The 21,361-nt window shown below is 74.1% G+C and carries 17 protein-coding genes; all 17 read left to right on the forward strand.

Annotation, left to right across the window (positions count from 1 at the left end; translation table 11 throughout):
- The first annotated feature begins 200 nt into the window (after positions 1–200).
- The 17 genes from IG64_RS20350 (at position 201) to IG64_RS20430 (ending at position 21,331) form a co-directional block, all read left to right on the forward strand.
- The gene (locus IG64_RS20350; protein ID WP_037858268.1) at positions 201–878 is read left to right on the forward strand and encodes a GntR family transcriptional regulator; all 678 of its coding nucleotides are present in this window, start codon (positions 201–203) and stop codon (positions 876–878) included.
- 378 nt (positions 879–1,256) lie between these two features.
- The gene (locus tag IG64_RS20355; RefSeq protein WP_037858270.1) at positions 1,257–2,438 is read left to right on the forward strand and encodes an ROK family transcriptional regulator; all 1,182 of its coding nucleotides are present in this window, start codon (positions 1,257–1,259) and stop codon (positions 2,436–2,438) included.
- A 368-nt stretch (positions 2,439–2,806) separates the two neighbouring features.
- On the forward strand, positions 2,807–4,345 hold the full coding sequence (locus IG64_RS20360; RefSeq protein ID WP_037858273.1) for a sugar ABC transporter ATP-binding protein: 1,539 nt from the start codon (positions 2,807–2,809) through the stop codon (positions 4,343–4,345).
- Positions 4,342–5,364 carry an ABC transporter permease gene (locus tag IG64_RS20365; protein WP_037858275.1) on the forward strand — a complete coding sequence of 341 codons (1,023 nt, stop codon included), beginning with the start codon at positions 4,342–4,344 and terminating at the stop codon, positions 5,362–5,364. Before IG64_RS20360 ends, IG64_RS20365 begins: the two co-directional genes overlap by 4 nt.
- 20 nt (positions 5,365–5,384) lie before the next feature.
- A complete protein-coding gene (locus tag IG64_RS20370; protein ID WP_037858277.1) occupies positions 5,385–6,425 on the forward strand; it encodes a substrate-binding domain-containing protein in 1,041 nt (346 codons plus the stop codon).
- Between the two features lie 109 nt (positions 6,426–6,534).
- The gene (locus IG64_RS20375; RefSeq protein WP_037858279.1) at positions 6,535–7,767 is read left to right on the forward strand and encodes a Gfo/Idh/MocA family protein; all 1,233 of its coding nucleotides are present in this window, start codon (positions 6,535–6,537) and stop codon (positions 7,765–7,767) included.
- Positions 7,768–7,780: 13 nt separating this feature from the next.
- Positions 7,781–8,779, forward strand: coding sequence for a sugar phosphate isomerase/epimerase family protein (locus tag IG64_RS20380; RefSeq protein ID WP_037858281.1), 999 nt, complete (start codon positions 7,781–7,783; stop codon positions 8,777–8,779).
- A gap of 80 nt (positions 8,780–8,859) precedes the next feature.
- Positions 8,860–11,376, forward strand: coding sequence for a PQQ-dependent sugar dehydrogenase (locus tag IG64_RS20385; RefSeq protein WP_037858283.1), 2,517 nt, complete (start codon positions 8,860–8,862; stop codon positions 11,374–11,376).
- 11 nt (positions 11,377–11,387) lie between these two features.
- Entirely contained in the window at positions 11,388–12,740 is a 1,353-nt protein-coding gene (locus IG64_RS20390) for a ThuA domain-containing protein (protein WP_037858285.1), read from the forward strand.
- A 164-nt stretch (positions 12,741–12,904) separates the two neighbouring features.
- Positions 12,905–14,047 carry an inositol-3-phosphate synthase gene (locus IG64_RS20395; RefSeq protein WP_037858287.1) on the forward strand — a complete coding sequence of 381 codons (1,143 nt, stop codon included), beginning with the start codon at positions 12,905–12,907 and terminating at the stop codon, positions 14,045–14,047.
- Positions 14,044–15,021, forward strand: a complete 978-nt coding sequence (locus tag IG64_RS20400; RefSeq protein ID WP_078884111.1) for an SCO3242 family prenyltransferase — start codon at positions 14,044–14,046, stop codon at positions 15,019–15,021. Before IG64_RS20395 ends, IG64_RS20400 begins: the two co-directional genes overlap by 4 nt.
- A complete protein-coding gene (locus IG64_RS20405; RefSeq protein WP_037858289.1) occupies positions 15,018–15,974 on the forward strand; it encodes a sugar phosphate isomerase/epimerase family protein in 957 nt (318 codons plus the stop codon). Before IG64_RS20400 ends, IG64_RS20405 begins: the two co-directional genes overlap by 4 nt.
- Positions 15,971–16,714: an EboA domain-containing protein gene (locus tag IG64_RS20410; RefSeq protein WP_051813132.1), complete on the forward strand. Its 744-nt coding sequence runs from the start codon at positions 15,971–15,973 to the stop codon at positions 16,712–16,714. The genes IG64_RS20405 and IG64_RS20410 overlap by 4 nt, the downstream gene beginning before the upstream one ends.
- Positions 16,714–17,562 carry a TatD family hydrolase gene (locus IG64_RS20415; RefSeq protein ID WP_037858292.1) on the forward strand — a complete coding sequence of 283 codons (849 nt, stop codon included), beginning with the start codon at positions 16,714–16,716 and terminating at the stop codon, positions 17,560–17,562. Before IG64_RS20410 ends, IG64_RS20415 begins: the two co-directional genes overlap by 1 nt.
- A gap of 3 nt (positions 17,563–17,565) precedes the next feature.
- Positions 17,566–18,735: a metabolite traffic protein EboE gene (gene eboE / locus IG64_RS20420; protein WP_037858294.1), complete on the forward strand. Its 1,170-nt coding sequence runs from the start codon at positions 17,566–17,568 to the stop codon at positions 18,733–18,735.
- Positions 18,732–20,180 carry a nucleotide pyrophosphatase/phosphodiesterase family protein gene (locus IG64_RS20425; protein WP_234438567.1) on the forward strand — a complete coding sequence of 483 codons (1,449 nt, stop codon included), beginning with the start codon at positions 18,732–18,734 and terminating at the stop codon, positions 20,178–20,180. Before eboE ends, IG64_RS20425 begins: the two co-directional genes overlap by 4 nt.
- The gene (locus IG64_RS20430; protein ID WP_234438568.1) at positions 20,177–21,331 is read left to right on the forward strand and encodes a sugar phosphate isomerase/epimerase family protein; all 1,155 of its coding nucleotides are present in this window, start codon (positions 20,177–20,179) and stop codon (positions 21,329–21,331) included. The genes IG64_RS20425 and IG64_RS20430 overlap by 4 nt, the downstream gene beginning before the upstream one ends.
- The last annotated feature ends 30 nt before the right edge of the window (positions 21,332–21,361 follow it).

Consider the following 21,361-nt stretch of genomic DNA (forward strand, 5'->3'; position numbering starts at 1 on the left):
CGGCGCGTCTTCGTGCGTCTTCCTACGTCTTCGCGTGTCTTCGCGTGTCTTCGCCGGGTCTCCGGGCGCGCGGTGCGCCGTAGACTGTAGACGAAAGACAATCCACACTGGTGACCGATGATCCGCTGCGCCGGATCGCCGCACCGGTGGCGGTGTCCCGCCTCCGTCCGCTGTGCAGGGCCCGCCGAGGAGGGACCGCGATGTCGTCGACCGGACTGCCGCAGGGAGCCGTGCCCCGGCTCGAACGCCCCGGACCGCTGCGCGACCGCGTCTACCAGGCGCTGCTCGAACTCATCACCACCCGCGCGCTCCAGCCGGGCCAGCACCTGGTCGAGAGCGAACTCGCCGGCCACCTCGGTGTCTCCCGGCAGCCGGTGCGAGAGGCGCTGCAACGGCTGAACACCGAGGGGTGGGTCGATCTGCGGCCCGCCCAGGGCGCGTTCGTGCACGAGCCCACCGAGGAGGAAGCCGACCAGCTCCTCACCGTCCGTACGCTGCTGGAGGCCGAGGCCGCCCGGCTGGCCGCGGTGCACGCGGACGACGCCAGTGTCGCGGCCCTGCGGGAGCTGTGCGCGCAGGGCGAGCAGGCTGTCGCCGCCGACGACGTGGACACCGCCGTCGCCCTCAACGCCCGTTTCCACGCCCGTCTCATGGACCTGGCGGGCAACGTCGTCCTCGCCGAGCTGGCCGCGCAGGTGGACCGCCGGGTGCGCTGGTACTACACGCCGGTGGCCCGGCAGCGCGGCGGCCAGTCGTGGGTCGAGCACCGCGACCTCATCGACGCGATCGCCCGCCACGACGAGCAGCGCGCCACCCGCCTGATGCGCGAACACACCGAACACACGCGCCGGTCGTACCACGAGCACACGGAGTCCTGAGCACCCGAGGTACGCCACGACCCCGGCGCACGGAGTCCTGAGCCCGCGGTACGCGACGGCCCCGGCGTGCGGTGTCCTGCGCCCCGCGGTCCCTGCCGGCCTCGGCGTGCGGAGCGGCGCGTCCCGCGGTCCGTGCCGACCGGCCCCCCTTGGCCCATCACAGCCCTCGCGGGCGCGCCGGCTCCCCGTGGTCCCCGGTCACCACGCCCGTACGCCCCGGTGTCCGTGTGCCGCGCCGTCGCTCTTTGTCCTGTGAGTGGGAAAAGTCGACGGTAATTCGTGCACACCTTCTTCCCAGCTTCGGCGGTCACTGCTACGTTCCACTCGAAAGCCCGGAACGAATGGCCGAATTGAGGCGGGGAGGGGCACGTGAGACGCATGACGGCACGTCCCGCCAACACCCACCAGGCCCGGTTGCTGAGGCTGCTGCGCGACTCAGGCCCCAGCTCCCGCGCCCAGCTCGGCGACCAGGTCGACCTCTCCCGGTCGAAACTGGCCGTGGAGGTGGACCGGCTCCTGGAGACGGGGCTGGTCGTCGCCGACGGCCTCGCCGCCTCACGCGGCGGCCGCCGCTCCCACAACGTCCGGCTGGCGCCCACCCTGCGCTTCCTGGGCGTCGACATCGGCGCCACCTCCGTCGACGTCGCGGTCACCAACGCCGAACTGGAGGTGCTGGGCCACCTCAACCAGCCGATGGACGTGCGCGAAGGCCCGGTCGCGGTCTTCGAACAGGTCCTCGCCATGGCGGCCAAGCTCCGGGCGTCCGGGCTCGCCGAGGGGTACGACGGTGCCGGGATCGGTGTCCCGGGCCCCGTCCGCTTCCCCGAGGGCGTCCCGGTCGCGCCCCCGATCATGCCCGGCTGGGACGGCTTCCCGGTGCGCGAGGCGCTCAGCCAGGAACTCGGCTGCCCGGTCATGGTCGACAACGACGTGAACCTCATGGCGATGGGGGAGCAGCACGCGGGCGTGGCACGCTCCGTGGGCGACTTCCTCTGCGTCAAGATCGGCACCGGCATCGGCTGCGGCATCGTCGCCGGAGGTGAGGTGCACCGGGGCACGACGGGCAGCGCCGGCGACATCGGCCACATCCAGGCCGTGCCCGACGGCCGCCCCTGTGCCTGCGGCAACCGGGGCTGTCTGGAGGCGCACTTCAGCGGTGCGGCCCTCGCCCGGGACGCCCTGGAGGCGGCCGGGCAGGGCAGGTCCGCCGAACTCGCCGCCCGGCTCGCGGCCAACGGCACGCTCAGCGCCGTCGACGTCGCCGCAGCGGCCGCCGCGGGCGACCCCACCTCGCTCGACCTCATCCGGGAGGGCGGCACCCGTACGGGTCAGGTCATCGCCGGGCTCGTCTCCTTCTTCAACCCCGGCCTGGTGGTGATCGGCGGCGGGGTCACCGGCCTCGGCCACACCCTGCTCGCCGCGATCCGCACCCAGGTCTACCGCCAGTCGCTGCCCCTGGCGACCGGCAACCTCCCCATCGTGCTCGGGGAGCTGGGGCCGGCCGCCGGGATCATCGGCGCGGCCCGCCTCATCAGCGACCACCTGTTCTCGCCCGCGTAAGCCCGGCCGCCGCACCGACGTCCCACCCGCACCGCCCGCCGCGCCCCGCACCGCCCCGCCCTTGTCCTGCCCTGCGCTGTCCTGTCCTGCCGTGTCGTGGACACGGTCCCGGGCCGCACCCGCTCCCCGGCCCACGCCTCCTGACACCCGCTCACCGGCCCCGCCTCCGAGCCCCCTCACCAGCACCCGCCACGAACACCCGCTCCCCAGCCCGCAGGCGGACCCACTCCCACCCGAGCACCTGCCCGCCCGCGTATTCGTCCCACCGGCACCCCCTGCCCCACCTGCGCACCCGAACACACCCATCCACCCGGTAAGCGCTTCCACCCTGAGACCGGCCCGCGTCCCGCCCGCCGAGGGGAACCCACATGGCATCAGAACCACCGCTGCTCAGCATGTCCGGCATCACCAAGTCGTTCCCCGGAGTCCGGGCCCTGGACGGCGTCGACCTCGACGTCGAGGCCGGAGAAGTGCACTGCCTGCTGGGCCAGAACGGCGCCGGCAAGTCCACCCTGATCAAGGTCCTGGCCGGTGCCCACCAGCCCGACGCCGGAACCATCCGCTGGCGCGGCGAGCCGGTCGTCCTGCGCTCGCCGATCGCCGCCATGCGCCTCGGCATCGCCACCATCTACCAGGAACTCGACCTGGTGGAGCACCTGTCCGTCGCCGAGAACGTCCACCTCGGCCACGAGCCCACGGCGGCCGGTTTCGTCGTCCGCGGACGAGCGGCCCGCACGGCGACCGCCGGGCTGCTCGAACGGCTCGGCCACCTGGAGATCGACCCGGCGAGCCCGGTGGGGGAGCTGTCCGCCGCCCAGCAGCAGATCGTGTCCATGGCACGGGCGCTCTCCCACGACGTACGGCTGATCGTCATGGACGAACCGTCCGCCGCCCTCGACCCGGAGGAGGTCGACAACCTCTTCCGTGTCGTGGCCGCCCTCACCGCGCAGGGCGTCGCCGTCGTGTACATCTCGCACCGGCTGGAGGAGATCCGCCGCATCGGCGACCGGGTCACCGTCCTCAAGGACGGCCGGGCGGTGGCGGGCGGCCTCGCCGCGAGGACCACGCCGACCCGCGAGGTGGTCGCGCTGATGACGGGCCGCGACGTCGAGTACGTCTTCCCCCGGCGGCCGGACGCCGCCCCCGCCGGCGAGCCGGTCCTGGAGGTGCGGGGGCTCGCGCGCGAGGGCGAGTTCGCGCCGCTGGACCTGACCGTCCGGCCGGGGGAGATCGTCGGTCTCGCCGGGCTGGTGGGCTCCGGGCGCTCGGAGATCCTGGAGACCGTCTACGGCGCCCGCAGGCCCACGGCCGGTCAGGTCCTGGTTGGCGGGCGGCCGGTGCGCCCCGGCAGTGTGCGCGCCGCCGTCCGCGCGGGACTCGGGCTCGCCCCCGAGGAACGCAAGGCGCAGGCCCTGCTGATGCTGGAGTCCGTCACACGCAACGTGTCCGTCTCCACGCTGTCCCGCTTCTCGCGCGGCGGCTGGATCGACCGCGGCGCCGAACACGCCGCCGCCCACGCCGCCACCCGCGAACTGTCGCTGCGGCCCGACGACCCGGCCGTGCCCGTGCGCACCCTCTCCGGCGGCAACCAGCAGAAGGCCGTCCTGGCCAGGTGGCTGCTGCGCGGCTGCCGCGTGCTGCTGCTGGACGAGCCCACCCGCGGCGTCGACGTCGGCGCGCGCGCCGAGCTGTACGCGGTCGTCCGGCGGCTGGCCGACGAGGGCCTGGCGGTGCTGCTGGTCTCCAGCGAGGTGCCCGAGGTGCTGGGCCTGGCCGACCGCGTCCTGGTGCTGCGCGAGGGACGCGTCGTGCACACCGCACCCGCCCGTGACCTCGACGAGCACCGCGTACTCGACCTCGTGATGGACGCACACCCCGTAGCCACTGAAGGGAGCCCGGCGTCATGACGCAGCACGTGTCCCCGCCCCGGGGCGGCACCGGCAAGACGGCCGCGACGGCGAGCACTCCGCCCGCCCGGCGCCGGCTGCCGGTCCGCGCCGACGTCCGCACGCTCTCCCTCCTCGGGGTGCTCGCCGTGCTGGTCCTGATCGGCGGACTCACCAGACCGGACGAGTTCCTCGACACCCGCAACCTGCAACTGGTCCTCACCCAGGCGTCCGTCATCGGGGTCGTCACCGTCGGCATGACCTTCGTCATCACCTCGGGCGGCATCGACCTGTCCGTCGGCGCGATCGTCGCCCTCTCCTCGGTCTGGGCGACCACGGTGGCCACCCAGGAGTACGGGTTCGGCGGCATCCTGCTCACCGCCGTCCTGGTCGGGCTCGGCTGCGGCCTGGTCAACGGACTCCTCGTCGCCTACGGCGGGATGGTCCCCTTCATCGCCACCCTCGCCATGCTGGCCTCCGCGCGCGGCCTGGCCCTCCAGATCACCGACGGCCGCACCCAGATCGTCACCGTCGGGGGCATCCTCGACCTGGGCGAACGCGGCTCCTACGTGCTCGGCGTCCCCCCGCTGGTCCTGGTCTTCGCGGCCGTCACGGTCATCGGCTGGCTGGTGCTCAACCGCACCACCTTCGGCCGCCGCACCATCGCCGTCGGCGGCAACCCGGAAGCGGCCCGGCTGGCCGGCATCGACGTCCGCCGCCAGCGGCTCTACCTCTACCTGCTGTCCGGGCTGTGCTGCGGCATCGCCGCCTTCCTGCTGATCATCCTGTCCGGATCGGGCCAGAACACCAACGGCAACCTGTACGAGCTGGACGCCATCGCGGCCGCGATCATCGGCGGCACCCTGCTCAGCGGCGGGCGCGGCACCATCACCGGCTCGGTGCTCGGCGTCCTGATCTTCACCACGATCACCGACATCTTCGCGCTGAACAACCTGCAGAGCGACGTCCAGCAGATCGCCAAGGGAGCGATCATCGTCGCCGCCGTGCTGGTCCAGCGCCGTACCGCGAGCACGACCTGACGAGGAAAGGGTTCACCGCCATGTCACCACTGACGAGTCGCAGAGGGCTGCTCTTCACAGCCGCCGCCGTGTCCACCGGTGCCCTCCTCACCGGCTGCACCAGCAACGAGACCAAGGACGACGAACCGGCCGGCAGCGGTCAGCCGGCCGCCGACGGCGAACCCGGCAAGCACGTCACCATCGGTTTCGCCGGCCCCCAGGCCGACCACGGCTGGCTCAACGCCATCAACGACCAGGCCAAGGGCCGCGCCCGCAAGTACTCCGACGTCAGCCTGGAGATCACCGAGGGCTCCAACGACACCGCCGCGCAGATCGGCCAGATCGAGACGCTGATCAACAAGAAGGTCGACGTGCTGGTGGTACTGCCCGCCGACGGCAAGGCGCTCACCCAGGCCGGCCTGAAGGCGATGCGCGCCGGCATCCCCGTGGTCAACCTCGACCGGGTCTTCAACACCCCGCAGGCGTACCGCTGCTGGATCGGCGGCGACAACTACGGCATGGGTCTCAACGCCGGTCACTACATCGGCGAGAAACTCAAGGGCAAGGCCGGCGCCCGCGTCGTCGAACTCGCCGGCCTGGACAACCTGGAGCTGACCAAGCAGCGCAGCCAGGGCTTCGACGACGCCCTGAAGAACTACCCGAACATCAAGAAGGTGGCCCGCCAGGCCGCCGAGTTCACCGTCGAGTCCGGCCAGGCCAAGATGGCCCAACTTCTCCAGGCCCAGCCGGAGTTCGACGCCCTGTGGAACCACGACGACGACCAGGGCGTGGGTGCGCTGCGCGCCATCGAGCAGGCCGGGCGCGACGGCTTCCTGATGGTCGGCGGCGCGGGCGCGCTGACCGCCTTCCAGGCCATCAAACAGGACAACGGGGTCCTGAAGGCGACCGTCCTGTACCCGCCGACCATGGCCGCCTCGGCGATCGACCTCGCCCGCGCCCTCGGCCAGGGCAAGGGCGTCGGCGGCCTCGCCGAGTACGAGATCCCGTCGTCGATCACGCTCTACTCGGCCGTCGTCGACAAGACCAACGTCGACCAGTACATGTCCACCGGCTTCAGGTGAGCCGGCCGGGCCGAGACGGCCGGCGCCCGGTCACCGGGCCCCGGGCACCGCCGGTGGGCCGGGACCGACCGACCCCCCACCGTGGCACGACGACGAGGAGGACCTCCGTATGGGACAGCCGCAGCAGTCAGACGACGCGGCGCGGACGAAGCCGCCGCTGCGCGTCGGCATGGTCGGCTACGCCTTCATGGGCGCCGCCCACTCCCAGGGCTGGCGCACCGTGGGCCGCGTCTTCGACCTGCCCCGGCGCCCGGTGCTCGCCGCGGTCTGCGGCCGGGACGCGGCCGCCGTGCGCGCCGCCGCCGACCGGTACGGCTGGGCCGGCGCCGAGACCGACTGGCGGGACCTGATCGCCCGCGACGACATCGACCTCGTCGACATCTGCACACCCGGCGACAGCCACGCCGAGATCGCGCTGGCCGCGCTGGCCGCGGGCAAGCACGTCCTGTGCGAGAAGCCGCTCGCGAACACGGTCGCCGAGGCCGAGGAGATGGCGCGGGCCGCCGAGGCCGCCCGCGCGCGCGGCCAGGTGGCCATGGTCGGCTTCAACTACCGGCGCGTCCCGGCCACCGCGCTGGCCCGGCGGATGGTCGCCGAGGGCAGGCTCGGCACCCTGCGCCACGTGCGGGTCGCCTACCTCCAGGACTGGCTGGTCGACCCCGGCTTCCCGCTGACCTGGCGGCTGCGCAGGGAACTCGCCGGGTCCGGGGCGCTCGGCGACCTGGGCGCGCACATCGTCGACCTCGCGCAGTACCTGGCGGGCGAGAACCTGGCCGGCGTCTCCGCGCTCACCGAGACCTTCGTCCGGGAACGGCCGCTGCCCGTGTCCGCCGGCACCGGCCTCACCGCCGCCCCGGCCACCGCCACCGGCGCCGCCCCGGCCGCCCGCACCGGGCAGGTCACCGTGGACGACGCCGCCGTGTTCACCGGCCGGTTCGGCTCCGGCGCCCTCGCCTCCTTCGAGGCCACCCGCTACGCCACCGGCCGCAAGAACGCCCTGCGCATCGAACTCAACGGCGGGCGCGGCTCCCTCGCCTTCGACCTGGAGCGGCTCAACGAACTGTGGTTCCACGACGGCACCGAGCCCGGGGAGCACGCCGGGTTCCGCCGCATCCTGGTCACCGAACCCGGCCACCCCTACCTGGAGGCCTGGTGGCCGCCGGGCCACGGCCTCGGCTACGAGCACACCTTCGTCCACCAGGCCCGCGACCTGGTCCACGCGGTCGACGAAGGCGGCGGCGCCGAGCCGTCCTTCGCCGACGGGCTCCAGGTGCAGCGGGTGCTCGCCGCCGTCGAGGAGAGCGCCGCCAAGAACTCCGTCTACACCCCCGTAGCCCTCTGAGGAGGCCAGCCAGATGCCGCGCCCGTTCACGCTCTTCACCGGCCAGTGGGCCGACCTGCCCCTGGAAGAGGTGTGCCGCCTCGCCCGCGACTTCGGCTACGACGGCCTCGAACTCGCCTGCTGGGGCGACCACTTCGAGGTCGACAAGGCCCTCGCCGACCCCGCCTACCTGGCCTCCCGGCACGAGCTGCTCGAAAAGTACGGCCTGAAGTGCTGGGCCGTCTCCAACCACCTGGTCGGCCAGGCCGTCTGTGACGCCATCATCGACGAACGCCACCGGGCGATCCTGCCCGCTCCGGTGTGGGGCGACGGCGACCCCGAGGGCGTACGGCAGCGGGCCGCCGCACGGATGAAGGACACCGCGCGGGCCGCCGCCGCCTTCGGCGTGGACACCGTCATCGGGTTCACCGGCTCCGCCATCTGGCACCTGGTCGCCATGTTCCCGCCCGCCCCCGAGCCGATGATCGAACGCGGGTACGAGGACTTCGCCACCCGCTGGAACCCGGTCCTCGACGTCTTCGACGCCGAGGGCGTGCGGTTCGCGCACGAGGTCCACCCCAGTGAGATCGCCTACGACTACTGGACCACCCACCGCGCCCTGGAGGCCGTCGGCCACCGGCCCGCCTTCGGCCTGAACTTCGACCCCTCGCACTTCGTCTGGCAGGACCTCGACCCGGTCGGCTTCCTGTGGGACTTCCGCGACCGGATCTACCACGTCGACTGCAAGGAGGCCCGCACCCGGCTCGACGGGCGGAACGGCCGGCTCGGCTCCCACCTGCCGTGGGGCGACCCGCGCCGCGGCTGGGACTTCGTGTCGGCCGGACACGGGGACGTCCCCTGGGAGGACGTGTTCCGGATGCTGCGCTCCATCGGGTACGCGGGCCCCGTCTCCGTCGAGTGGGAGGACGCCGGCATGGACCGGCTCCAGGGCGCCCCCGAGGCGCTGACCCGTCTGAAGGCCTACGACTTCGAGCCGCCGTCCGCCTCCTTCGACGCGGCGTTCGGCAACTGACCTCTTCCCCCCTCCGGGATGACGGCGCATCCCGGCGCACGCACCCGCCCGTACAACCGGCCCCATCGATGGAGGCATCCGTGCACGGGAACGACCGCACCACCCGCACCACCGGCCCCGGCGAGACCGCCACCGCCCGACGACGACGCCCGGCCTTCCGCAAAGCGGTCGCGCTGCTCGGCGGCGCCCTGCTGGCAGGCGCGTCCCTGACCCTCGCCACACCCCAGACCGGCGCAGCCGTCGCCGGCGCCACCACCGGATCGGCAGCCGGCGAGGACTTCCAGCAGGTCGCCCTCGCCCAGGGTGCGGCCGAGGTCGGTGAGCCCATGTCGCTCGCCGTCCTGCCCGACCGCTCCGTCCTGCACACCTCCCGCGACGGCACGCTGCGCCTCACCGACGCGGCCGGCAACACCCGCGTCGTCGGCCGGCTCGCCGTGTACTCCCACGACGAGGAAGGCCTCCAAGGCGTGGGCGTCGACCCGGACTTCACCACCAACCGGTTCGTGTACCTCTACTACGCGCCGCCGCTCAGTACCCCCGCGGGCGACGCCCCCGAGACCGGCACGGCCGCCGACTTCGCGCCCTTCGACGGCGTCAACCGCCTCTCCCGCTTCGTGCTGAAGACGGACGGCACCCTGGACACGGCCAGCGAGAAGAAGATCCTGGACGTCCAGACCTCCCGCGGCATCTGCTGCCACGTCGGCGGCGACATCGACTTCGACGCGGCGGGCAACCTGTACCTGTCGACCGGCGACGACTCCAACCCGTTCCAGTCGGACGGATACTCCCCCCTGGACGAGCGTCCCGACCGCAACCCCGCCTTCGACGCCCAGCGTTCGGCCGGCAACACCAACGACCTGCGCGGCAAGATCCTGCGCATCAAGGTCGAGGCCGACGGCTCCTACTCGATCCCCGACGGCAACCTCTTCGCGCCGGGCACGGCCAGGACCCGGCCCGAGATCTACGCGATGGGCTTCCGCAACCCGTTCCGCTTCAGCGTCGACAAGAAGACCGGCATCCTCTACGTCGGCGACTACGGTCCCGACGCGGGCGCGGCCGACCCCAAGCGCGGACCGGCGGGTCAGGTCGAGTTCGCCCGCGTCACCGGCCCCGGCAACTTCGGCTGGCCCTACTGCACCGGCGCCAACGACGCCTACGTCGACTACGACTTCGCGACCAAGGCGTCCGGCGCGAGCTTCGACTGCGACGCCCCGAAGAACACCTCCCCGCACAACACCGGCCTGACCGACCTGCCGCCCGCCCAGCCCGCCTGGATCCCCTACGACGGCCCGTCCGTACCCGAGTTCGGCGACGGCTCCGAGTCCCCGATGGGCGGCCCGGTCTACCACTACGACCCCGCGCTCGACTCGCCGGTGAAGTTCCCCGAGGCCTACGACGGCGACTTCTTCGCCGGTGAGTTCGGCCGCCGCTGGATCAAGCGCGTCTCCAGCGACGACGACGGCACCGTGCGGTCCATCGACCCCGTCCCCTGGACCGGCACCCAGGTGATGGACATGGCCTTCGGCCCCGACGGAGCGCTGTACGTCCTCGACTACGGCACCTCGTGGTTCGGCGGCGACGACAACTCCGGCCTGTACCGCATCGAGAACGCCACCGACGGCCACTCCCCGGTCGCCCGGGCGGCGGCCGACCGCACCTCGGGACAGGCACCGATGAAGGTCGCCTTCTCCTCGGCGGGCACCAGCGACCAGGACGGCGACGCGCTCACCTACCGCTGGGACTTCGGCGACGGCGCCACCGCCACGACGGCGAACCCCACGCACAAGTACAGGAAGAACGGCACCTACACCGCGACCCTGACCGCGAAGGACCCCTCCGGGCGCACCGGCAGCGCGAGCACGCAGATCGTCGTCGGCAACACCGCTCCCGAGGTGACCCTGCAACTCCCGCAGGACGGGCAGCTGTTCGGCTTCGGTGACGCCGTACCGTTCAAGGTGAAGGTCACCGACCCCGAGGACGGCCGGGCCGTCGACTGCTCGAAGGTCACCGTCACCTTCGTCCTCGGCCACGACACCCACGGTCACCCGCTGACCTCCGCGCAGGGCTGCTCCGGCACCATCCAGACCAGCGCCGACGGCGGACACGACGAGAACGCCAACATCTTCGGCGTGTTCGACGCCCAGTACACCGACAACGGTGGCGGCGGCCAGGCCCCGCTGACCACCCACGACCGCAACGTCACCCAGCCCCGCCACCGGCAGGCCGAGCACTTCGGCGACTCCTCGGGCGTCTCCGTCGTCGCCAAGGCGAGCGCCCACGGCGGCAAGACGGTCGGTGACATCGACGACGGCGACTGGATCTCCTTCACGCCCTACGTCCTGAGCAACGCCGAGAAGATCACCGCGCGGATCTCCTCCGGCGGCGCGGGCGGCACCCTCGAGATCCGGGCCGGCTCCCCCCAGGGCACCCTGCTCGGCAAGGCCACCGTACCGGTCACCGGCGGCTGGGAGACCTTCCAGGACGTCAGCGCCGGCCTGACCCGCGCCCCCAGGGGCACCACCACGCTCTACCTCGTCTTCAGGGGCGGCACCGGAGCCCTGTTCGACGTGGACGACTTCGTCTTCACCACCGGCTGAGGGGAGGACGCATGAAGCACTCCACCGGCCGGCTCGCGACGGCCGTCACGGGCACGGCCCTGCTGCTCGGCTCCCTGTCCGCCCCCGCCTCCGCGCACCCCGGCGACGACGGCGCACGCCTCCTGGTCTTCTCCAGGACCGCCGGCTTCCGGCACGACTCCATCCCCGAGGGCATCGCGGCCGTCCGGGAACTGGCCGGACAGCGCGGCTTCGCCGTCGACGCCACCGAGGACCCGGGGGCCTTCACCCCGGCCAACCTGCGCCGCTACCGGGCGGTCGTGTTCCTGTCGACCACCGGGGACGTGCTCGACGCACGGCAGCAGAAGGCCTTCGAGGAATACATCCGCCACGGCGGCGGCTACGCCGGCATCCACGCCGCCGCCGACACCGAGTACGACTGGGCGTTCTACGGCGGCCTCGTCGGCGCCTGGTTCCGCTCCCATCCGGCGATCCAGCCGGCCCGGGTGAACGTCGAGGACCGCGCCCACCCGGCCACCTCCCACCTGTCCCCGGCCTGGAACCGCACCGACGAGTGGTACGACTACCGCACCGACCCGCGCGAGAAGGTGCACGTCCTGGCCTCCCTGGACGAGTCGTCGTACACCGGCGCCACCATGAACGGCGACCACCCGATCGCCTGGTGCCAGACCTACCGGGGCGGCCGCGCCTTCTACACCGGCGGCGGCCACACCAAGGAGTCCTACGCCGACCCCGCCTTCCGCGCCCACCTGCTCGGCGGGATCCGGTACGCCACCGGCGACGCCAGAGCCGACTGCCGCCCGGAGAACGGCTACCGTCCGCTCTTCGACGGCACGGCCGCCTCCCTCGGCGGATGGCGGCAGGCGGGCCCGGGGACGTTCGCCCTGGACGACGACGGCACGCTGACGTCGACCGGAGGCATGGGCCTGCTCTGGTACGCGGCCTCCGGCTTCTCCTCGTACTCGCTGAAGCTGGACTGGAAGGTGGCAGGCGACGACAACTCCGGTGTGTTCGTGGGCTTCCCGGCCTCGGACGACCCCTGGTCGGCGGTGGACAAGGGGTACGAGATCCAGATCGACGCCACCGACGTGCCCGAGAAGACCACCGGCTCCGTCTACGGGTTCCAGTCCGCGGACCTGGCCCGGCGCGACCGCGCGCTGAACCCGCCGGGGGAGTGGAACACGTACGAGATCCGCGTCGAGGGCGAACACCTGCGGGTGTTCCTCAACGGCATCCGGATCAACGATTTCACCAACACCGACCCGGCCCGGAGCCTGACCGACGGACACATCGGCATCCAGAACCACGGACCCGACGACCAGGTGTCCTTCCGGAACGTCCGGATCAGGGAACTGCCCGCGACGCACGCCGCGCGGGGCCACTGAACGGCGGCGGGCGGGGGACGCCGGACCCCCGCCCGCCGTCCCCACCGCCCCGCACCCCCGCCCCCCACTCTCTTCCGTCCTTGCCCTCTTCTCCCTCTTCTCCCTCTGCTCCGTCTGCTCCGTCTTTTCCGTCTCTTCCGGCGTCCCGCGACAGGAGGCTGCCCATGTCCGCGTCCTTCCCCCACCGTCCCGTCGGCGTCTGGCTGATCGGGGCACGCGGCTCCGTCGCCACGACCGTCGTCGCGGGCTGCGCCGCCCTCGCCGCACGGCTGCACCCGCCCACGGGCCTGCTCACCGAGACCCCGCTCTTCACCGGCACCGGCCTGCCGCCCCTGTCCTCACTGGTCTTCGGCGGCCACGACACCACGGACTGCCCGCTGCCCAAACGCGCCGAGGCACTGACCGCCGCCGGGGTCCTGCCGTACGGCGTCACCACCGCGGTGACGGCCGAACTCGCCGCCGCCGACCGGGAGATCACGACCGGTGGCCCGCTGCCCGGCGACCAGCGGGACGAGGAGGAGCTGACCGCCGCCTTCGCCGCCGACATCGAGGACTTCGTACGGCGCACCGGTGCGGCCCGCGCGGTGGTGGTGAACGTGGCCTCCACCGAACCGCCGCCCACCGGCACGGCCCTGCCGCCGAGTTCCCTGTACGCGGCGGCGGCCCTGCGCGCGGGCTGCCCCTACGTCAACTTCACCCCCTCCACCGGCCTGCACCACCCCGCGCTGGCCGGGCCCGCGCGGGCGAGCGGCCTGCCCCACGCGGGCCGCGACGGCAAGACCGGCCAGACCCTGCTCCGCGCCGTGCTCGGCCCGATGTTCGCGCAGCGCTCGCTGGCCGTGCGGGCCTGGTCGGGCACGAACCTGCTGGGCGGCGGCGACGGCGCGGCCCTGGCCGACCCGGCCGCCGCGGCGGCCAAGAACGCCGGCAAGGAACGCGTCCTGGCCGACACCCTCGGCCACAGCCCGCAGGGCGAGGTCCACATCGACGACGTCCCCGCGCTCGGCGACTGGAAGACCGCCTGGGACCACATCGCCTTCGACGGCTTCCTCGGCACCCGCATGGTGCTGCAGACCATCTGGCAGGGCTGCGACTCCGCCCTGGCCGCCCCCCTCGTGCTGGACCTCGCCCGCATCGTCGCCCGCGCCCACGAGGTGGGCCTGTCCGGCCCGCTGCGGGAACTGGGCTTCTACTTCAAGGACCCCCTGGGCGACGGCCCGGCGGGCCTGACCGAGCAGTACGCCGACCTGGCCCGCCTCGCCGAGCGCCTGCGAACGCCGGACGCGCGGCCGGGGGAACGCCCGTGAACGCCGGGCGGGCCACGGGCGGTGCCGCCGGCGGGAGCGACGCTCCGGGCGGTGGCGGTGGCGGTGGCGGTGGCGGTGGCGGTGCGCGGGGCGCCGGGCGGGGGCGGGCCTGGGCCGAGCTGCTGCGGCTGCCCGCCGTCCTCACCGTTCCCGGTGACGCCCTGGCGGGCGCGGCCGCCGCCGGGCGGGCCGGCCCCCGCACCCTCCTCGCGGTCGGCTCCTCGCTGTGCCTGTACGAGGCCGGGATGGCCCTCAACGACTGGGCCGACCGCGCCGAGGACGCCAGGGAACGCCCGCACCGCCCGCTGCCCTCCGGCCGCATCCGCCCCCGGGCGGCCCTCGCCGCGGCCTGCGCCCTCACCGCGGCGGGCCTGGCCGCGGCGGCCGGCGCGGGACGCCCCGCGCTGGCGGTCGCCGCACCGCTCGCGGCCACCGTCTGGGCGTACGACCTGGGCCTCAAGCGCACCCCGGCCGGCCCGCTCGCGATGGCCGCCGCCCGCGGACTCGACCTGCTCCTGGGCGCCGCGGCCACCACCGGCCGCACCCGCCCGGCCCTCCGTCCGGCCGCCCTGCTGGCCACCCACACCCTCGCGGTCACCGCGGTGTCCCGCCGCGAGACCACCGGCGGCGCACCGGCCGTCCCACTGGCGGCGCTGGCCACCACCACCGCGCTGACCGCCCTCCTGCACCGCCCGCCCGGCCCCCCGCCCCGCTCCGTCCCGGCCCAGGCCGCCCTCCTGGCCGCCACCTGCGCCACCGCCGCCTACGCCGCCACCTCCCTGCGCCCCTACCTGCACGCCGCCCTCAACCCCTCACCGCCCCTGCTGCAACGCGCCGTCGGCAGCGGCATCCGCGCCACGATCCCGCTCCAGTCGGCGCTGACCGCCCGCGCGGGCGCGCCGGCCACCGCCCTGCTCGCGGCCGCCCTGGCCCCGCTCGCCCGCCGCTTCGCCAGGAAGGTGAGCGTCACATGACCCGGCACACGGCCACCTCCACGCCCCGCCCCACGGCCCCGGGGGACCTCCGTCTCGGCTACGGCACCAACGGCCTCGCCGACCTCCGCCTCGACGACGCCCTCGCCCTCCTCGCCGACCTCGGCTACGACGGCGTCGGGCTGACCCTCGACCACATGCACCTCGACCCGCTCGCCCCGCACCTCGCCGCCCGCACCCGCAAGGCCGCGCACCGGCTGGACACCCTCGGCCTGCGGGTCACGGTGGAGACGGGCGCCCGTTACGTACTCGACCCGCGCCGCAAACACGGCCCCTCGCTGCTGGACGCCGACCCGGACGACCGCGCCCGGCGCGTGGACCTGCTGCTGCGGGCCGTGCGCGTCGCCGTCGACCTCGGCGCCCACGCCGTGCACTGCTTCAGCGGCCCCCTCCCGCCCGGCACCGACGAGGAAGCGGCCTGGAAGCGGCTGGCCGAGGCGCTGGCCCCCGTCCTGGACGCCGCCGGCGCGGCCGGCGTCCCGCTCGCCGTCGAACCCGAACCCGGCCACCTCCTGGCCACCCTCGCGGACTTCCACCGGCTGCGCCGCATCCTCGGTGACCCCGGCCACCTCGGTCTCACCCTCGACATCGGCCACTGCCAGTGCCTCGAACCGCTCCCGCCGGCCGAGTGCGTGCGGGCCGCCGCGCCCTGGCTGCGGCACGTCCAGATCGAGGACATGCGCCGCGGCGTCCACGAGCACCTGCCCCTCGGGGACGGCGAGATCGACTTCCCGCCCGTCCTCGCCGCCCTGGCCGCCACCGGCTACACGGGCCTGACCGTCGTGGAACTGCCCCGCCACTCGCACGCCGGCCCGCACCACGCCGGACGCTCCCTGCCGTTCCTGCGCCGCGCCGCCGCCCACGCGGCAGAGCACGTCCCCGTGCCTGTCTCCCGGCGCGCACCCGCCGCCGCCCCCGAAGGGAGCCCCCGATGACCCGCCCGCACCCCGCCCCCGGCACCCCGGCGTCCGCCGCGCTCGCCGCGTCCGCCGGCCCGCACCCCCTTCCCGCCGCGGATCCGGAGGACCTCCCCGCCGCGCTGACCGGCGCCGCCCGCGCCTGGCTCGACCAGGCGCTCGACGAAGCCGCCGCCCACCACGGCGGCCACGGACCGATCTCCGTGTGGGAACTGCGCCTGGCCGAGGCGGGCCGCCGCTGCGGGCCGGCCCACGCCGACGCCGCCCGGATCCTCATCCTGCGCGCCGCCCGCGCCGACCCGCACGCCCTGACCCGCGTCTACCGCCAAGGAACCGCCGACGAGCGCCGCGCCGTGCTGCGCGCCCTGGACCACCTGGTACCCGGCCCCGACGCCCTGCCCCTCGTCGAGGACGCGCTGCGCACCAACGACACCCGCCTGCTCGCCGCCGCCGTCGGCCCGTACGCCGCCCGGCACCTGGGCCCGCACGCCTGGCGGCACGCCGTCCTGAAGTGCCTGTTCACCGGCGTCCCCGTCGCCCACGTCAGCGGCCTCGCCCAGCGCGCCCGCGGCGACGCCGAACTCGCCCGCATGCTCGGCGACTACGCGGCCGAACGCACCGCCGCCGGCCGCACCGTCCCCGAGGACCTGCACCGCGTCCTGGCCCTGACCGGAACGGGCACCGCACCCCCCGGCCCCGGCACGCCCGGCGACGTCCCGCGCCCGGCCCCGGACGACCCCCACGGCAAGGAGTCCTGATGCGCATCCTCGACCCCCACATCCACATGACGTCCAGGACCACCGACGACTACGAGGCCCTGCACGCCGCCGGTGTCCGCGCCGTCGTCGAACCCGCCTTCTGGCTCGGCCAGCCCCGCACCTCGCCCGCCTCCTTCTACGACTACTTCGACTCCCTCCTCGGCTGGGAACCCTTCCGCGCCGCCCAGTACGGCATCGCCCACCACTGCGCCCTCGCCCTGAACCCGAAGGAGGCGAACGACCCGCGCTGCGTCCCCGTCCTCGGAGAGCTGCCCCGCTACCTCGCCAAGGACCGCGTCGTCGCCGTCGGCGAGATCGGCTACGACTCCATGACACCCGCCGAGGACACCGCCCTCGCCGCCCAGCTCCAGCTCGCCGCCGACCACGGCCTGCCCGCGCTCGTCCACACCCCGCACCGCGACAAGCTCGCCGGACTGCGCCGCACCCTGGACGCCGTCGCGGAGTCCGCGCTGCCCGCCGACCACGTCCTGGTCGACCACCTCAACGAGACCACCGTCAAGGAGGCCAAGGACAGCGGCTGCTGGCTCGGCTTCTCCGTCTACCCCGACACCAAGATGGACGAGACCCGCATGGTCGCCCTGCTGCGGGAGTACGGCCCCGAGAAGGTCCTGGTCAACTCGGCCGCCGACTGGGGCCGCAGCGACCCGCTCAAGACCCGCAAGGTGGCCGGCCTGATGCTCGCCGAGGGCTTCACCGAGGACGACGTCGACCGGGTGCTGTGGCGCAACCCGGTCGCCTTCTACGGCCTCAGCGGACGCCTCGCCCTCGACGTCACCGCACCCGGCGCCACCCACGAGGGCAACTCCGTGCTGCGCGGCGGGGAGTGAGCCATGCGGTTCCGGCACCCCGACGGTTCCACCGTCCACCTCGCCTACTGCACCAACGTCCACCCCGCCGAAACCCTCGACGGCGTCCTCGCCCAGCTCCGCGACCACTGCGAGCCCGTCCGCCGCCGCCTGGGCCGCGACCGGCTCGGCATCGGTCTCTGGCTCGCCCGCGACGCCGCCCGCACCCTCGTCACCGACCCGTCCGCCCTGCGCGGCCTGCGCACCGCACTCGACCGGCGCGGCCTGGAGGTCGTCACCCTCAACGGCTTCCCCTACGAGGGCTTCGGCGCCCAGCAGGTCAAGTACCGCGTGTACCGGCCCGACTGGGCCGACCCCGAACGCCTCGACCACACCACCGCGCTCGCCCGCGTCCTCGCCGGCCTGCTGCCCGACGACGTCACCGAGGGCACGATCTCCACCCTGCCGCTCGCCTGGCGCACCGCCCACGACGAGACCCGCGCCGCCCGCGCCCGCACCGCCCTGCGCACCCTCGCCGACCGCCTCGACGCCCTCCAGGACCTCACCGGGCGCTCGCTGCGCATCGGCCTGGAACCCGAACCCGGCTGCGTCGTCGAGACCACGCGCGACGCCATCGCCCCGCTCACCGCCATCGGCCACGACCGCATCGGCATCTGCGTCGACACCTGCCACCTCGCCACCTCCTTCGAGGACCCGCACACCGCCCTCGACGCCCTGACCGGGGCCGGCGTGCCCGTCGTCAAGTCCCAGCTGTCCGCCGCCCTGCACGCCGAGCAGCCGCACCGCCCCGAGGTGCGCGCGGCCCTCGCCGCCTTCGCCGAGCCCCGCTTCCTGCACCAGACCCGCGCCCGCACCCCGGACGGGCCGCTCGGCACGGACGACCTCGGCGAAGCCCTGCACACCGGCGCCCTCCCCGACGGGGTGCCCTGGCGCTCCCACTTCCACGTCCCCCTGCACGCCGCCCCCGCCGCACCCCTCACCTCCACCCTGCCCGTCCTGAAGAGCGCCCTGACCCGGCTGGCCGGCGGCCCGCACCCGCTCACCCGCCACCTGGAGGTCGAGACCTACACCTGGCAGGCCCTGCCGGCCGCCCTGCGGCCCCGCGCCCGCGCCCAGCTCGCCGACGGCATCGCCGCCGAACTCGCCCTGGCCCGCGACCTGCTGACCGACCTCGGTCTGAAGGAACTGCCATGACCCGCCCCGTCGGACCCACCCCGCTGCTCGTCCTGGACGTCGTCGGACTCACCCCCCGCCTGCTCGCCCACATGCCCCACCTGCGGGCCCTCGCCGACTCCGGCTCCCACGCCCCGCTCGGCACCGTCCTGCCCGCCGTCACCTGCGCCGCCCAGTCCACCTTCCTGACCGGCACGACACCCGCCGAACACGGCATCGTCGGCAACGGCTGGTACTTCCGCGAACTCGGCGACGTCCTGCTGTGGCGCCAGCACAACGGCCTCGTGTCCGGCGACAAGCTGTGGGACGCCGCCCGCCGCGCGCACCCCGGCTACACCGTCGCCAACATCTGCTGGTGGTACGCCATGGGCGCCGACACCGACTTCACCGTCACCCCGCGCCCCGTCTACCACGCCGACGGCCGCAAGGAACCCGACTGCTACACCCGGCCGCCCGCCCTGCACGACGAACTCACCGAACGCCTCGGCACGTTCCCGCTGTTCCACTTCTGGGGGCCGGGCGCCGACCTCGTCTCCAGCCGGTGGATCATCGACGCCACCCGCCACATCAACCGCACCCGCCGCCCCGACCTCACCCTCAGCTACCTCCCGCACCTCGACTACGACCTCCAGCGCCACGGCCCCGACGACCCGCGCTCCCTGAAGGCCGCCGCCGACCTCGACGCCGCCCTGGCCCCCCTCCTCGCCGACGCCCGCGCCGAGGGCCGTACCGTCGTCGCGCTGTCCGAGTACGGCATCACCCGCGCCGACCGGCCCGTCCACATCAACCGGGCCCTGCGCCGCGCCGGACTGCTGGAGGTGCACACCCAGGACGGCATGGAGTACCTCGACCCGACGGCCTCCCGCGCCTTCGCCGTCGCCGACCACCAGATCGCCCACGTCTACGTGCGCCGCCCCGAGGACCTCGCGGCCACCCGGGCGGCGCTCGACGGCCTGCCCGGCCTCGGCCTGCTCCTGGACGACGAGGGGAAGAAGGCCCACCACCTCGACCACCCGCGCTCCGGCGAACTCGTCGCCGTCGCCGCACCCGACGCCTGGTTCACGTACTACTACTGGCTCGACGACGACCGCGCCCCCGACTTCGCCCGGCTCGTCGAGATCCACCGCAAACCCGGCTACGACCCGGCCGAGCTGTTCATGGACCCGCACGACCCGTACGTGAAGGTCAAGGCCGCCACCGCCCTGGCCCGCAAGAAACTCGGCCTGCGCTACCGCATGGCGGTCGTCCCCCTCGACGCCTCCCCGGTCCGCGGCAGCCACGGCCGCCTCCCCGCGAGCGACGACGAAGGTCCGCTCCTCATCTGCTCCACCCCCCGCGCCGTCGGCGGCCGCCTCGCGGCCACCGACGTGAAGTCACTCCTGCTCGACCTCGCCGGACTCCGTACACCCGGCCCGTCCGGCACCCCCCGCACCACCGCCCACCAGCCCGGAAAGAGGCACCCGTGAACGACATCCAGCCCACCGGCCCCGGCACCGACGAGCGGCTGCGCCGCAGCCTCGGCATCGGCCGCCGCGGCTTCCTGAGCACCTGCACCGCCGTGGCGGCCGGCGCGCTCGCCGCACCCGTCCTCGGAGCCGCCCCCGTCCAGGCGGCCGAACCGGGCCCCGGCCAGGGCACGGGCCACGCCCTGGTCCCCGCCGACAAGCGCGGCATCATCCTCTACACCGTCCGCGACGCCACCGGCCGCGACCCGCTCTCCACCAGCCTGCCCTCCGGATTCCGCGCCGTCTTCGCACAGCTGGCCCGCTTCGGCTACCGGCAGGTCGAGTTCGCCGGCTACGGCCAGCACCCCAACGCGCCCGGCGGCGCGAACCTGGAGACCGCCGAGGGCGCCCGGCTGCTGCGCCGCTGGCTCGACGAGTACGGGCTGCGCGCCCAGGGCAACCACGGCTTCATCCCGGGTTCCTGGCCGCTCACCCCCGCGGACCTGGACACCTTCAAGAAGCACCTGGAGATCGCGAACATCCTCGGCATGGACCACATGGGCACCGGCGGCGACCCGACCAGCAGCTCCTACAAGGCCGACTGGGACGTGGCCGCCGACAAGTGGCACGCCCTCGGCGAGATCGCCCGCCGGGCCGGGATCAAGCTGTACACCCACAACCACGACGCCGCCTACGGCTTCCTGCTCGACGGCGGACCGCTCGACGCCCAGGGCCGGCCGACCCGCTCCTCCGGCATCCGCAAGCTGGAGTACTTCCTGTCCGTCACCGACCCGAAGCTGGTCTGGCTGGAGATGGACATCTTCTGGGCGCACGTGGCCCAGTACAAGTTCCGCACGTACACCGCCCACGACGGCTCCACCCGGCAGAACGTGTTCGACCCGGCCGGCCTGGTCACCCGCCACGACAAGCGCTACCCGCTGTTCCACGCCAAGGACGGCGTCGTCGACACCACCAGCGGGCAGGGCTACGCCATGGTCCCGTTCGGCACCGGCGTGATCGACTACACGGCGTTCTTCTCGCGCGTGGGCCACCGCAACCACCACAACCCCATGGTCGAGCAGGACAACGCGCCCAGCGCCACCGACCCGGCCCAGTCACTGACCCACGCGCGGATCGGCTACGAGAACCTGGCCGCCCTGCGCCGCAGGTAGCCCGGCGGCCGCACCGCCGCCGGCCGCCGC

Source organism: Streptomyces sp. NRRL S-340 (assembly GCF_000720185.1).
Lineage (GTDB): Bacteria > Actinomycetota > Actinomycetes > Streptomycetales > Streptomycetaceae > Streptomyces.

Bases quoted from the DNA above. Each gene is read 5' to 3' on its own strand.
- IG64_RS20350 (WP_037858268.1), top strand. From the start codon at position 201: ATGTCGTCGACCGGACTGCCGCAGGGAGCCGTGCCCCGGCTCGAACGC.
- IG64_RS20355 (WP_037858270.1), top strand. From the start codon at position 1,257: ATGACGGCACGTCCCGCCAACACCCACCAGGCCCGGTTGCTGAGGCTG.
- IG64_RS20360 (WP_037858273.1), top strand. From the start codon at position 2,807: ATGGCATCAGAACCACCGCTGCTCAGCATGTCCGGCATCACCAAGTCG.
- IG64_RS20365 (WP_037858275.1), top strand. From the start codon at position 4,342: ATGACGCAGCACGTGTCCCCGCCCCGGGGCGGCACCGGCAAGACGGCC.
- IG64_RS20370 (WP_037858277.1), top strand. From the start codon at position 5,385: ATGTCACCACTGACGAGTCGCAGAGGGCTGCTCTTCACAGCCGCCGCC.
- IG64_RS20375 (WP_037858279.1), top strand. From the start codon at position 6,535: ATGGGACAGCCGCAGCAGTCAGACGACGCGGCGCGGACGAAGCCGCCG.
- IG64_RS20380 (WP_037858281.1), top strand. From the start codon at position 7,781: ATGCCGCGCCCGTTCACGCTCTTCACCGGCCAGTGGGCCGACCTGCCC.
- IG64_RS20390 (WP_037858285.1), top strand. From the start codon at position 11,388: ATGAAGCACTCCACCGGCCGGCTCGCGACGGCCGTCACGGGCACGGCC.
- IG64_RS20395 (WP_037858287.1), top strand. From the start codon at position 12,905: ATGTCCGCGTCCTTCCCCCACCGTCCCGTCGGCGTCTGGCTGATCGGG.
- IG64_RS20405 (WP_037858289.1), top strand. From the start codon at position 15,018: ATGACCCGGCACACGGCCACCTCCACGCCCCGCCCCACGGCCCCGGGG.
- IG64_RS20410 (WP_051813132.1), top strand. From the start codon at position 15,971: ATGACCCGCCCGCACCCCGCCCCCGGCACCCCGGCGTCCGCCGCGCTC.
- IG64_RS20415 (WP_037858292.1), top strand. From the start codon at position 16,714: ATGCGCATCCTCGACCCCCACATCCACATGACGTCCAGGACCACCGAC.
- eboE (WP_037858294.1), top strand. From the start codon at position 17,566: ATGCGGTTCCGGCACCCCGACGGTTCCACCGTCCACCTCGCCTACTGC.
- IG64_RS20425 (WP_234438567.1), top strand. From the start codon at position 18,732: ATGACCCGCCCCGTCGGACCCACCCCGCTGCTCGTCCTGGACGTCGTC.